5 protein-coding genes are annotated in these 15,099 nt (G+C 44.1%); all 5 read right to left on the reverse strand.

Translation table 11 applies throughout. From position 1 onward, the window contains the following. Positions 1–71: 71 nt before the first annotated feature. Positions 72–7,358, reverse strand: a complete 7,287-nt coding sequence (locus QJ048_RS13840; RefSeq protein ID WP_282334967.1) for a glycoside hydrolase family 98 domain-containing protein — start codon at positions 7,356–7,358, stop codon at positions 72–74. Positions 7,359–7,504: 146 nt separating this feature from the next. Further along, positions 7,505–8,536 (reverse strand): DUF5627 domain-containing protein, encoded by a 1,032-nt coding sequence (locus QJ048_RS13845; RefSeq protein ID WP_282334968.1) that lies wholly within the window; start codon positions 8,534–8,536, stop codon positions 7,505–7,507. 32 nt (positions 8,537–8,568) lie between these two features. Beyond that, the gene (locus QJ048_RS13850; protein ID WP_282334969.1) at positions 8,569–10,338 is read right to left on the reverse strand and encodes a RagB/SusD family nutrient uptake outer membrane protein; all 1,770 of its coding nucleotides are present in this window, start codon (positions 10,336–10,338) and stop codon (positions 8,569–8,571) included. 22 nt (positions 10,339–10,360) lie between these two features. After that, positions 10,361–13,186: a SusC/RagA family TonB-linked outer membrane protein gene (locus QJ048_RS13855; protein ID WP_282334970.1), complete on the reverse strand. Its 2,826-nt coding sequence runs from the start codon at positions 13,184–13,186 to the stop codon at positions 10,361–10,363. An 18-nt stretch (positions 13,187–13,204) separates the two neighbouring features. Next, entirely contained in the window at positions 13,205–15,088 is a 1,884-nt protein-coding gene (locus tag QJ048_RS13860; protein ID WP_282334971.1) for a RagB/SusD family nutrient uptake outer membrane protein, read from the reverse strand. Positions 15,089–15,099: the final 11 nt, after the last annotated feature.

Here is a 15,099-nt window from a genome sequence, read left to right on the forward strand (position 1 = left end):
AAAGTCTTGCCCTATAAAACGATAAACGGGTGGGAAAACTCCGCACCCGCTATCTTGTTTTATGATCAAGCCTATTCAATCATTAAACGCAAAGGTTGTTCATTGTTGATGGAAACAAAATACATTCCCGGTGGCAGGTCTTTTATCAGGTTGACCTGTATGGGTCCTGAAGCGTACTCCCTGATGTTTTCAATGTATACTACCTGGCCGCTCAGATTCGTAATCTTGACAACTATGCCATGTCGTGTATCTACTCCTGAAGCCGGAACAATATTGAATGTTCGTTTTGCAGGATTAGGATAAACACTTGTCGCAGTAATTACAGGGGTTGTATGCTGCATCAGCCTTATGCTTTGACTGGATAACAATCCGGTTGCAGGTTCTGTGCCATAGATCAGGTTGGTTCCGTTGTACACTGTCACCCGCGTGTTCTCGGAAAGTGCTACAGAAGGCAGTCTGTACGAATAATCATTTCGCTGATCAAAGGCACTCCAGTCCTGTTTAGCGATCCGGTAATTGATGTCTCCCGAGCCTGCTTTCGGATACAGGCTGCCAAGTGACGATGCAAAACTAAACTCGATATAGGTATCCGCACTGTCGGTTGTTGAAGGAACGGTTACAAATTTTGCACTCACTTTGTCGTTGCCAATTTTCGCATAGTCGATCCAATAATTAAGCAAAGAGCTGCTTTCCCTTGTGAACCAGTAACGAACTTTCAAATCGCTGTAAGCTATTGGTTGGTTGCCTTCATTATTCAACTGCAAAGTGCTGCCGATTGTATTTTTTGCACCAGACTTGCTTTGCGTATATGCTTTTACAATTAGTAATTGCTCAGCTATCGGGGGTTCGGTTCCCCACACCAACACGCCATTGCGATAAATTGTTATTTTATCATTAGATGCGTAAGGAGCTGCGGGTACATAAGAATAATCATCTGCTTCGCTAAACACTGACCAATCGCCGTTCGCAAAACGTGTTTGAATCACACCTGTATTTCCCGACGCTGTTACATTACCAGCAGATGGAAGGAACGAGTATTGCATGTAGCCATAACCTCCTTGTCGTGCTGGAGACGCCGGCACATATTGCATTGCTACTTTACTGTTGCCCATTTGTGCATAGTCAACCCAGCTATTAATAGTACCGGTGAAATTTTCCGGCGTGAACCAGTAACGAACTGTAAGCTGTTGCAACGCAACCGGACTAGCGCCATTGTTTACAATTTTGAAATAAGGTTTGATCACATTGTTAGAACCATTGCCGCCATCGCCGTCACTGTATTGCAATGCAATATGGAGGCTATTCACTACCATCACTCTTGATGCTGTATCTGCATCATACTGGTTATTACCAGGCTGTATCGCAATGATCGTATCGGTGCCCGGCGTAAGCATGGTAACATAGCCATTGTCAATAGTTGCAATGCCTGTGTTGGTGATGCTGTAAATAACCGGCAATCCTGAACTAGCAGTGGCTGTGAGCGGAAAGGCCGTGTCACCAATCAATTTTGGAGAAATGCTGTCAAACAAAATGTGCTGCAATTTACCTTGAATGCTCAGGATTTTGGTGTCGGCAGCAGGCAACAACACATCATCACCCGGTTGATTGGCTGTGATGGTAACCGTGCCCTTCTTCAATATCTGTACCCAATCTCCGGCGATTCTTGCAGTCGTCGTATCACTGCTGGTAAATGCAACCGGGCGGCCTGATGAGGCAGTTGCATGCAACTGGAAGGCTGTGTCTCCTGCTGTCTTAATAGGTATCGTATCCATCACCAAAGTTTGAGGCACGGGTACGAGTGAACGATAAGTGATATTGTCCATATAGAAATTGAATCCCGGAGAACTCAACCCCCATACAAGTTGTGTTGATCCTGTAGCAAATGCATCTGCTGCTGCATCTGTAGCAATAGAGCCGATGTTCCAGTTAATACTATCGGTCGAATATTCGAATTTCAAATTCACAGGGGCATTACCTTTTGCAGAAGCACGATACCAAATATTTTGACCCACTGCAGGAATAAGCGTACTTACTGCGGTGTTCACTAACGTATTTAATGACGTTGCACTGGTAGAACGATATATCCTGAACTCGGTGCGTGAACTGCCTGCATTGTAAGCAATAAACACGTACCCATTTTTCATTCCCTGAACGTAACCTGTTGTTGCGGTTCCCTCAGTACCAGTTCCTCTCAACAGGCAACCTGCTTTATAATCGATGCCAGAAGTACCAATGTTTTGTTTCCATGTAACAGAGTAATCTGTAGCGTCAGTTGGGAAGAGGTTCAAATTCGCAACGCCTGTACCATTTCTTGTGCCTCCTGTATAAGCTCTGAAACGGTTGCTGCTAGCACCCTGTGCATCTGTGTAAGAAGCAATACCTGCAGTCGCCCCATTCGCTGTGCCAATTGTGATGTTGGCAGCAGGCGGATTTTGGGCGATGGAGGAAGCAATGTCTTGTGAGAAAGAATATATCCTGTTGGAGGTTACAATCCCTGCAACTGTTATCGTTTTATCCGTTGCTTTCACAGATGAAATAACCATAGTTCCCTGGTATTTATTTTCTGCAAGTCCTGTTTTCAAACGAACAAAGATGATGGTTGAATCAACTGTTCCGTTGTTGTTGCCCAACGTGACCGATGCATCAAAATTATCTGATGCCGTCCTCGAAATTTCAAAATTAGCAGGCGCCGTGATGGTGATATCACCGGCAAGCGGATGTCCCCATGCAATGAAGGAAACGGCCGCAGAATTGTTGGCAGCAAATGTGCTGTAACCAAGACCAGTAATGGCTGTTGCAGACGTGCTCACAAAAGCATTCGAAGCTATATTTCCACTTACATCCAGGCTTTTATTGTCTGCCCCTAATGAACTAAGATTGATGGTACCTGTATAAATTCCGGCAACTAATCCTGCAGTCATTCTTACATACACGGTTGTCGTTGCCAGTACTGAATCTGTTGGCGTAAGACCAATAGCACTAGTATAACCAGCACCTTCAGCAAGAGAAATTTCAAAGTTTGCAGGAGCTGTTACCACAACATTTTGCGCAAGCCTGCTGCCCGATACAAAGAACGAACGTACTGCTGCGTTACCGCCCGGCAAAACATATCCAAGATCGTTAATTGCGGCAGATGTTGTTGCAACGAGATTTGGCTTTACCACCGATCCTTTCAGTGTAATAACCTTGTCAAAACCACTTGGCTGGCTTGCATAACTGAATGTAAGATTACCTCCATAATCAGCCGCCGAAAGACCTTGTTTCATGCGTACATTAACAGTGGTAAAATCCAGGTTGCCGCCCGTTGGAGACAAGGCAAGTGTATTCGCATAACCGCTTGTTGCTTGTTTCGATACTTCGAAAGTGGCAGGTGCTATGATAAGCAAACTATCAGTGAGTTTGGCACCGGATACTGTAAATGATTTACTGGCTGAAGGACCGCTTCCTTCTGTAGATGCAAAACCAGAAAGCACAGCATCAGACACAGTAATATCAGCGGCTTGTGGTGCAGCGTTCATGGTAATGTTGTCTATATAAAAATCATAGCTGGCCGCTGCCAGCCCCCATACAAATTGTGTAGAGCCACTTGTATAAGTTGGAGTAGCCGCGTCCGAGGTTTGAGCGCCGGTGCTCCAGGTTAGGCTATCAGTTGAGTATTCCAATTTCAAGGTAACGGGATTAGTGCCTGTTGCGGTTGCCCTATACCACATTGGCTTGTTTGCAACAGGAGCCGCGCCAGCACTTGCATTCACCAGCATGGTAAGACTGGTAGCTGCCGTGGAACGGTATATCCTGAACTGCGGACTAGACACCCCCGAATTATAAACAATGAAAACATAGCCTTGTTTAAGTCCCTGAACATACCCCGTAGTGGCAGTCCCTGCAGGGTTGGTACCTCTTAGCAATACACCGTTCTTATATTCCTTACCGGCAGCGGGTGCTTCAAGCACTTGTTTCCAGCTAACAGAATAATTGCTTGCATCAGTTGGAAACAGGTCGAGGTTCAATGCGCCAGTAGCATTTCTTGCACCACCGCTGTACGCTTTCAGGTAGTTACTAGTACCGCTCAGGTCAGTGCGCGACACAACACCCGCTGTTGCACCGTTACTAGTTCCGGTGGTAATATTGGCTGCAGGAGGATCTGTTGGTGCTATACCGGCAACATCGTCTGTGAAGCTGTAAATTTTCTGCAAGGTCACACTGCCACTAACACTGATATTCACTACATTTTCTCCATCAGTAGCGGTTACTGCCGCTTTGAAAATACCAGAAGACAATCCTGATTTTAATCGTACGTAAACAGCAGCTGCAGGCAAGGAATCGTTTACCGGCGACAAGCTAAATGTGCCTTTATATACCGATGTATCGCTCAGTGAAATTTCATAGCCTGATGGCGCAGTTATGATAACATTTGATTTCAGCGACTGCCCGCTAATGATAAAGCGCTGGCTTGAAGACGGACCTTTTCCTTCAGCATAACTGAACCCTTCGAGGGAACCGATATTGGCGGAGAGTTTAGGAGCATCATACGTTATATTATCCATCGCCCATGAGAAATTGTTGGCACCAAAACCCCACAATAGTTGTGACGTACCGCTGCCATAAGTGTTGTCGGTGAAGGTAGCTGTTTTTCCTCCCTCCCACGAGATGCTGTCTTTGGAGCATTCAAATTTCAGGGTGTTGCCGAAAGCTGTTGCACGGTACCACGTTGGACTATTAGCAGTCACGGTGAAAGATGATGTGTAATTTGCCTGTGCATTGATTCCAGCAGAGCTCACAATGTAAGGTCGAAGTGAAACTGTATTATCTCCGTTATTTTCTGTTACAAAAAGATAACCTTGTTTCATGCCTGTAGCATAAGAGGAAGAACCACTACCACGCAGCAACACTGCTTTTTTTCCACCTGCGGTCGATGCAAACTCTTTCCACGTGATGCTGTAATTGGAAGCCGCCGCAAAAAGATCAAGATCAATTACGCCAGTGCCGTTAACAATTCCGTTTGAATAAGCTTTTAATGCATTGCTTCTATTACCTAAAGCATCAGTGTAAGACACAACGCCCGCTGTTCCTGCTTTTAAAGTAGTTACGAGTGCAGCAGGATTGGTTGCGACCGTGGTTGCGGTATCACTATTGAAATGATACATATCCACAGAACCTGCAGACAAAACAAAGTTGTCAATATTCATGCTCACTGAAGCTGAGGCTTTTGCTCTTAACTCAAGGGTATTGACGCCCGTTCTTAATACAACAGCTTGTGCATTGATTTTCCAATCACTTGCTGTAGACGTTTGTGTAAATGTTGGTGTAGCAACTTTCACATCGTTTACATAGAGATCAAGATTGGTAATATCATCGCCGGTTACAGAATATTTTGTTTGCAACAAATAAGCTCCGGGCTGCAGGACGTTCACTGTTTTACGAACGGCAGCAGAGGCGCTTGTTCCAAGTTGCAGATAACCCTGGCCCGTATAATTTCGGATACTACCAGAGTAACCATTTTTTACAATCCCGGAAATATTTTTATAATCAAAAATTTCAGCTTCGTATTGGCGGGAACCTGCATACGCAGCCGGACGGTCAGGTGCAGCAAGGGTTGCTGGCGTGTACGTCGTTAACCGACCTATAGCTGTGCCGGAACAATTAATGGCAATATCCAACGGTCCATTGTGCATGATGGTTAGTGTGAAAACACTCCCCGACCAATTTCCGGAAAGACTGCTGGCCTGGTGGTTAGCCCTGTCTGTATAGGACCACGTTGGCTGTGATGTGCTGCCATAAATTTTGATCACATCTGTTTTAAGTACAGGGTTGATTTTATTATCGTAATTGTTCAGGTATATTTTTAACTGGTTAGAAGTTTCTTTTATTACCCCTGCAGTGTATTGTGAAAGCACCAGCTCCATGCTGTCCGCAGTGTTGTATTTAAATGGAATGCGTCCGTTTGCTGTTCTTACTGTTTTGTAAGGATTGTAAACTACCCAGCCATTTTCATGACGACCCGCGTATATATCTCCTGAGTATTCCAGCGGAAACAGGTTGTCGAGTTCATTCGTTTTTGCATTCAAACTAGGCCAACGGTTGTTATAATCTGAGCGGTTTATTTTTACCGAAAAAGAATTTGCCGTTGCATCCGACAACTGGTAAACAGTTGGAATGGTGGGATACCGCCCTGATTTCTTGAAGAAAGTTTTATTATTCTCGTAGTTGCCATCCATTGAATACAAACCTTGAAACAGGCTCTGCGGCGAACTATATATCGAATCCGCAGGGCCGCTATTCACATTATTGATGATGGCAACTTTTGTTCTCTTAATAAGTTCTTCGCGTGTAGGAATACGGACGGTACCATCAAGTACTTTGCGAAACAAATCGACACTTACATTATCGAATTGAGGGAAGGTATGCCAATTACGAGCGGTGTACCCGTTGGTTGTTGTTAAAGGACTGGTCTCTTCAAAACACTGTGTCCAGATCAATTCAGGGCCATCAACAACTGTTTCACCGGTAAGCATAGCGTGCTCCAATATAGGCGTTGCTGCCGTACCCATGGTAAAACTTCCGGAAGTATGTGTCCCGGTAGAATCGGTCCATCCGGTATCGTCATAACGGATACCATAGTTGCCGCTAAAGCCTGAAAGATAGGCACCAAGGCAAATGCTCTCCATATCGTACTGGTAGCCATTCTGGGTATATTTCTCACAAAGAATAAAATTTTTGGTGTATTGCTGGCAGGCCGATGCAAACGCAGGATTGCGTTTGAGCATCCCTATCGGGTTAATATTAGGACTATACTGGTTACCGCACCAGCTCGCAATTACAAAGCCGCCATACTTGTTACTCAATTTCAAAAGGTCCGCAAAATGCGTGATGCGGTCGTTCCATGCTACCGAAATGGGATCATTAGCTGCATCATATCCCCAGAATTGTTCAGCATAGTTAAAGCCTAGCAGGTTGGGATATGTTTTGTACAGATCCTCATAAACAGTCAAATCCTTTTCAGAGAACTGGGCTTGCGTCATGCCTCCGCTTGCCACCTGTACCGTTGCCCACATCCTGTTTTCAGCGCACACCCTTAACCACGATTTCACAGTCTCATATCCATACTCCGCAATATTAAACCGTCCTGTGGAATCATGACTAATCGAAAGCGAGATGTTCATAACCACATAGGGTTTGACATCTGCGGGAATAAGATCTATGATCTTTTGAGGATCAGGATAGTTCCACGTATCAATATGCATTAAATACATAGGACTGGAAGACGAAACAGGTCTTCGCAGCAGCACGTTGGAGGATTGTGCCAGGGTACAAAATTGCACAATAGCGAACAATAAAAAAGTGGTAAAAATCTTTTTCATTTTATATGGCTCTTGTTTGATTGAAGATTGTAAAATAGTACCGGAGGCAGTTGAAAGGGCCCAGGCTTTTCTACATCGACTGTATTTCCGATTAAAAAGCCTGGGCTTTACTATTCAACAAATTCATAGAATAATGTGCAAAAAGGTTATTGCACAACAGGAGTATACGTTTCCATCATTACTGCGCGGTCACGCAATACCAATGTATCTGTAGACTGCACGTGCATATTTTGTGCAGGGATGTCTACTGTATATTTTAGGTAGATGGCATCACGGTCCTGGCTGCCCCAACTATTTTTTTCGCCGCGTTTTACAAATGAACCGCTGCCTGTAGCTGTCACCAGGTTCGTGCCGGAGCTAATCGCACAGGTTCCGTTTTTGTCAAAGGTTAACAATAGGTTGCAGGTGATATTTGTTCCTGATTGATTTTTGAAGATCACAGGCACAGAAACCTGGGACAGTGATGTGGTCGTGGCCTTATTTACCTCATCATTTTCCACATATTGCTTATGACGGACAACAGTGGTATTCACGCTGCCAGTAATCACATCTGCCCCCCGACGAAGGTAATTGCCATGCCATTGGTTCACATATTTAACAGCATAGATTATGAAGTCGCGTGGTTTCACTACCCAGTTACCTTCAATACAGGGATTGGGCTTGGAAACAGATGGCAGTCCTCTAAGAATCGAATCAGCGCCTTTTACATTTGTCAGCTTAAATGGCATTGCGTAGTTGTTGCCGATGGATAAGGGATCATTAAAAAAAGCATCGGTTAACTCCATCTCAACGCCACCAAGAATACTGCCTTTAGGAATGACAATCTGGTTTGACGCCAACTTATAATGGCTTGACGGAAGCGGCACTACTTTGTTACCGCCGCTTGTAAAGTACAACCCATTGCAAAGCGACGCATCAACTGCGAAATCAAGGACTACATCATGCTGGTTTTCACGTACACCACCAGTAGTGGCTTTGATGGATACTTTGTGCTCATTGTCGAGTGAATTATCTACAAACAGGTCCTCTCCCAGCTCCACAGTCCTTACCGGAAATTGCGTGGCAAAATAAGCTGTTTGATAATCAAAGTCCGGATAAGTAATACTTTGATTTTTATTGCATGCTGTTAGTGCGCCGCCAGCGATGACCAACCAAAAGAAAATGCTATTTTTTCTCATAACTCGAGTTTCAATTCATGAATTAATGTTGATTACTTCCAACCTTTGTTCTGTGCCAGGTTAGTAAATTTCAATTGCTCGGAATAAGGGACAGGACCGTAATACATGTAGTCATCGTAATTACGTGTCTCGGCATTAAAAAGTGCATACGTGGTACCGTTAACATCCATGCCTTTAGCCACTTCATTGAGGTTAAGTTTCCAGCGGCGAAGATCCCAGAAACGAAAACTCTCAAAACATAGTTCGATACGTCTTTCATTGCGGATCAATTCACGCATTTTGTTTACATCCCCTTTACACTCTTCTAAATAAGCATCGCCATTGGTTGTACCTATACCTGCTCTTTTGCGAATCGCCTTGATGATATCATACGCTGAATAGGCATGACCACCGGCTCCTGTTGGCCCCCACGCTTCATTTGCCGCTTCAGCATACGCGAGATACATTTCAGTATAACGAACCCTTGGGTTATAGTGGTTCTTCCCGGAGGTCGCTGAAGGGTTGCGGTTAACATCCATACGAAGCCGTTTCTTCATATAATACCCTGTGCGTGTAGATGTTTCACGAACGTTGATGCCATTGTCACTACCTGACTGGCTGCCGGTATTGATAACAGCGTTAGAAACACCTGCTGTACTGCCGTTATAGATGATGTATTTGGCAAATCTTGGATCCCTTCCCACATATGGTTTGGTTGCATCGTAAGTACTATTGGCATTGCCTATCGGGTAACCATTCAACATGGGAAATGCATCAACCAGGTTTTGTGTCGGATTCATATAACCTGTACCGAATAATGAGGGAGGATAATTTTGTGCTTCCTGGTCACCATTGTTAGTAAGAATGTTTTCGCGCCAAATGATTTCAGAAGGATTGATACCACCACTCAATCCATCAATCTCGCTGGTGTTCGCATAGTATGTACCACCATTTGCAGGCAGCGCATTGGCTCCGCCTTTGTAATCAATGATCATTGCGGCATTGTCTGCCGTCTTCGCCCAGGTAGTTGTATTAGACGCATTTTGAAATGCCGGACTGGCAGCAAGCAAGCTCGTTCTTACGCGAAATGATTTTGCTATTAAACCATTGTACAACTGGCGGGAATATTGGCCCATCACCCGGTTGTAAACTTCTGGTCTTTGCGTAGCTACCTTGAATCGATCAGGTATTTGCGCACTTGTCGTGACGTCATTGTACTCTACGGGCAGGCAAAGTTCTGCGCTGTCCAGGTCCTTATAGATGAGTTTCACGCAGTCTTCAAAAGTTGCACGTGGCACGTTAAAGTTTGATCCCGTAGTTTGAAACTGTGGTAGGATCAGCACACCCATCAATTGTCCATCAGCAGTAAAGCCCGCGTGGGCACGCAACAGGTAATACATGTAAAGGGCACGCAATCCATATGCTTCTCCTTTCATTCGAATGTTGAACAACTTTGCTGCTTCCGGATCCTGCGCCCATTTTACTTTATCTACATTCTCCAAAAATAGGTTGATGTATTGAATAGATCCGTATGCTGCGTTCCAAACCGATACCGGGCTATTGGCAGAGGTCCAAGAACCGGTAGCCATTTGCAGGTAGGTATTTGTTTTTTGATTGGTCACCGCATCATCTGTAGCATAATCACTGTTATCGTAATAAGCAGGAATTGATCTGTACACATTCACAAGAAAACCTTGTGCATATGCCGCATCCGTGTACATCTGATCAATTGTTTTCAGGTTCTCTTCTTCAGGCGTTAAAAATTTCTTGCAACCCATTGCCGAGAGAACGAAGACACAAAGTATTAGCAGTTTTATTTTCATATTTAAAGCGCTTTATAGGTCATTAAAAAGAAGTCTTAACACCAAGGTTGTAAAAACGGAACTGTGGTGCTGTTCCAATATTTGTTTCCATCAGCTTGCGCTCTTTTGATACTACCAGCAGGTTATCTCCTTTGAAATAGATGCTAAGGCCATGAACAAAAGATTTTTTGAAAACATTTTCACCGAAATCATAAGTTAGTTGAACCCTGGAGAGGTTGAACCGATCTGTTTTGTACATCCAGAAAGTTGAATTTTGGAAATTGTTGTTATTGCTGGTTGTTGTTAATCGTGGATACGTTGCAGTGTTTTTGTTATTTTCTGTCCAGCGTCCCCAAACTACATCGGAATATTTGCTCGCACCACGAACCCAGTAGTAAGCACTGTTCTTGAACCAGATAGCTCCTGTATTTCCTGAACCCAAAACAAAGAGGGTGAAATGCTTCCACTTTGCAGTTAAGTTCAAACCAAATGAAAACGGCGCTGCAGCAAATCCATTGTGACCTAAGTTTACCTGGTCCTTACCATCTACCACGCCATCTCCATTGACATCTTTGTATTTAATATCTCCCGGTTTAACATCGCCAAAAGTTTGCTTCGCGTGATTGGTGATGTCATTTTGATCCTGGAAGAACCCTTCGCTAACATAACCCCAGGCAGCATCGAGTGGTTTACCAGCTCTGTATTGATACGCATCCTGGTACACTTCATCTCTTTTTGCAGCTTTTGACGTGTAGTACATTCCTACCGCACCTAGTGAAAGGTCTACCTGGCCTACTTTTTTGTGAACGCCTACATTAAAATCGATTCCTGAGCGTTTATCATTATTAAAGTTTAAGTAAGGAAGAAAAGAGAAATCCCAGTTAGAGAAATAAGATGGAAAAACAGTGGAGGCGCCTTGTGTAAGGAGGCCTTCCGTTTTCTGCTGGAAGTAATTCGCATCCAATGTGATCAACCCTTTGAAAAGAGAAGTATTCAACCCTGCGCGAAATTCCTGCCTTTTAATGTAACCGAGGTTAGGATTGTCCCCCCGCTTTGAGCCAGTGGTCCAGCCGCCAGCCACACCATCGCGCCATTGGTACCATCCACCTTTGTTGTCGTAATAGCCCTGGTATAAATACCAATCTGTTGTACCGTTGGTGATATCAATATCCTGGTTGAGGGAAGAATAAGAAGCGCTGATTTTTAAATCATCAACAAAGCTTACTCCTTTAAAAAAACCTTCATCACTTAGTCTCCAACTCAGTGTCACGCTCGGTGACAGCGCATCTCTTTTTGCTGATGGCAACTTTGTGGAATGTGCCAATGCAGTGGAGAAGTCAACATAATATTTCTTGCGAAAATCATATCCTGCGCGCAAACCAAGATTGGTGTTTCTAATAGGATGATAACCGCTTCCTCCATTGTTATCAGGATCGCTGGAATTTTGCGTGATATAACCCCAACCCAGCAATGCTGCACTTACAGAATGTTTTTCTTTAAAAACACGATCATAATTAAACTGCGACCTGATCGTCATCGTTTGTGAGTAAGATGTTCTGCCGATAAACTCATTAGTAGAATTACCGTCGTTGTTATATTTTTTTAGTGCGGTGATCACATCGGCACCATTTATTGTTGCCCATGTTGGTTCATATACAGCGTAAGGCACCTGGTAGGCTTCTGAATAGATCGATGTATAATCCATTCCATACACTGTCTTAAACGACAAGCCTTTCAGGATCGCACTGAGATCTGCTCCCACATTAACATTGAACATAAAAGTGCGATTCTTGGTCTTGATATAACCTGCAGCGAGCATATCAGCAAAGGCATTGGTTTGATCTGTAGATGTACCACCTAAAAGATATTTGCCGTCAATTACGTGATTGCTTGTATTTACTATTGTTTGCAGCGATTTATTGGCCGTATCAAGCATGCTTACCGGCACCCATGGAGAGAACAAGTTAGGTCGTATGGTGGAAGATGCACCCCAGAAATCTCCCCGACCCTGGTAACTGTTGTTGACTATCGCAACCGCGTCCATAGAGGCCGTGAGCCATTTGTTCAGGTTCATATCAACATTGGCACGTACGTTAAACCCGACATCATTGTTGTTTTTCTGCTCACCATACTTTACAATACTATTGTTGTAAAACATGCCGATGTTGGTATAATATCTTGCACGTTCATTGCCGCCTGAAATTTCAGTGGTAATATCTGATTTTGAATACGCTTTTCTTAAATATTCATCCGTAAAAAAACCGACATCCGGATACCTGTAAGGATTTGTACCCGCAGCTGTTTTTGAAATCAGATCCTGCGAATATCTTTCAGCGATGCCATCATTGCGGCTGGCTTCATTATACAAAGTCATATAGTCCGCAGCCTTCAGGTAACTGGGATAGCTTTTAGGTACATAGAGCCCTGTGTTGGCACGCACATCAATGGTGAGTGGCTTTACAGCTCCCCTTTTAGTCGTAATAAGTATTACTCCTTTTGCGGCACTGCTGCCATACAAAACAACGGCATCTGCCCCTTTTAAAACGGTAATAGATTCAATCTCCACCGGGCGGACATCTGTCGCTCTGCGAGGTATACCATCCACCAAAATAAGCCCCGCCTGTCCCCAGATATTTCCTGTATAACCACCTACAAAACTTTCCAGGTTATCAAGGCTATAAGTAGAATAATTCTTTTTAAATAATTCGGATATATTCACGGTAGTAACAGCGCCTGTCAAATCTTTTTTCGCCACTGTTCCAAAAGCTACATTCACCACGCTGTCCTTTTTTTCCTGTGCCATGATTGTTGAAGTATTCAGTAAGAAGAGCGCAATCAAAGCATGGCAAACCTTTATATTTTTTTTCATTGTATAGTTTTTTGCTTTTTACCAACCCGGGTTTTGTTTGAATTCTTCATACAGGTTCACATCGCTTCGAAGAAATGGAAACCAATAGTGGCGCTGTCCGAGTTGTCTTTCAAACAACACCGTTTCCCTGAAATTTTTAACGTGTCCGTTTCGTGGGTTCAGATACAGCACATTGTTTGGAACATCCATGGCACGATCAAACTGGATGGCTTTCTTTAGCGTATAAGGGCGTTCAGTCAACAGCAACCAACGACGCAGGTCTATAAACCGATGCCCTTCAAAAGCGAGCTCTACTGCACGTTCTCTCCGCACTTCACCCATAAAATCATTTACGGTATTTAAGAATTTAGCTGACACATTTGCCACGCCCGCTCTCGTCCTCACTTTATTTACGGCGCCTACTGCGCTCAGGCTATAACCACTACCAGTGCTTTGCGGAGAACCATAACCTACGGTAGTAGCTTCCGCATACAAGAGGTATACATCTGCCAGTCGCATGAAGCTTAGAGCGAATACGTTGTTCTCTCTGTAGCCATCAAAATCATTCATCAGTTTTGAAGTAAACTTAGAGTTGAGGTATCCAGTCCATGCTGCTTTGTTACCATTTGCCGTTCTATATGTTCCATTGGTGTAAAGGCTGGCGTACTGGCGATCTTCGGAAAGGTTACCGGCTGTATTCAAAGCACATTTTTCACCATCAATAAGGATATCGTTATAAAAGCGCGGATCCCTGTTCTTCCATGGATACTCCGGGTCATAGCCTGATTCTGCATCTTTTTTTTCAGGATCAACGATGGGAAGTCCATTGGCCATGCCATAATAATCTACATAGTTTGCGGTGGGATAAACTTTAATACCGGACCCGTTAATGGTCATCGGGCGATAATCATTTACCTGGTTAAAGCGCCAGCGGTTTCCGGACTCTGCCATGTTCTCAATGAAGATGGCTTCCTCGAGTCCCGGCATTTTACCGCTCTGGTTAAATGTGTAAAACAGTTGGGCGTAATTTGCGAAGTCAACAAGTTTGTAGCGGTTAGTAGACTCGGTAAGTGACAAAGCCTGCGCGAGTGCGTCTGATGCTTTTTTGCAATAGTCTGTATTATAAGCAGCGGTACCGGTGGACTCCCGATTCATCAACGGACTTCCGGCCCATAAAAGATTCTTTCCGAGATAGGCTAAAGACATGATCTTATTGATGCGAAAATTATTGTTGCCCTTGGTTTGTAAACCTACATCTGTCTGATCCCAATCAACAGGTAATAGCTCTGCCGCCTTTTTAAAATCCGCAGCGGCTTTATCGGCTGTCGCCTGGTAACTAAGGCGAGGCAATTTGATCACCTGGTCTGATGGCAACACCTGGTCAACATAAGGAAGGCCGCCCCAGTATTGCATAAGCATGAAGTGGAACCATCCTCTGAAAAAATACAACTGACCTGCGATAAGACTTTTTTCCTGGTCCGTTGCATCAGTGAGTTTGTCAAGATTTGCAAGACCTATATTTGCTTTGCGTATCGCATACCATGACAATCCCCACAGCCGGCCCTTGTCACCACGCACTTGCGTAGAAGGGTTTCCGCCAGTTTTAAACCAGCTATAGCCGGCAGTGTTCCATGCCCAGTAGTCACCCTGGTCAATAGAGTAAGCAAACAAACGCGTCTCCCCAATTTCCCAAAATTCATCTTCACCAAAGTTCCAGTTGTTATGAAAATCCTGTGAACTTACCAGTGGTATACAGTTATAAAGTTCTTCAGTAAAGCCCTGGAAGTTTCTGAAATTTTTATAGGCATCATTGGGAGCGATATCACTCAATGGCGCTTTGTCGAGGTATTTTGTACATGACGGGAGGCTCAAAGTGCCTGCCACCATCAATGGCATTAGTATTTTTGATAAATAGCTGTTCATTCTCGTTGATT

Origin of the sequence: Pinibacter soli (assembly GCF_029961145.1) — a bacterium.
In the GTDB taxonomy this organism is placed as follows: domain Bacteria; phylum Bacteroidota; class Bacteroidia; order Chitinophagales; family Chitinophagaceae; genus Pinibacter; species Pinibacter soli.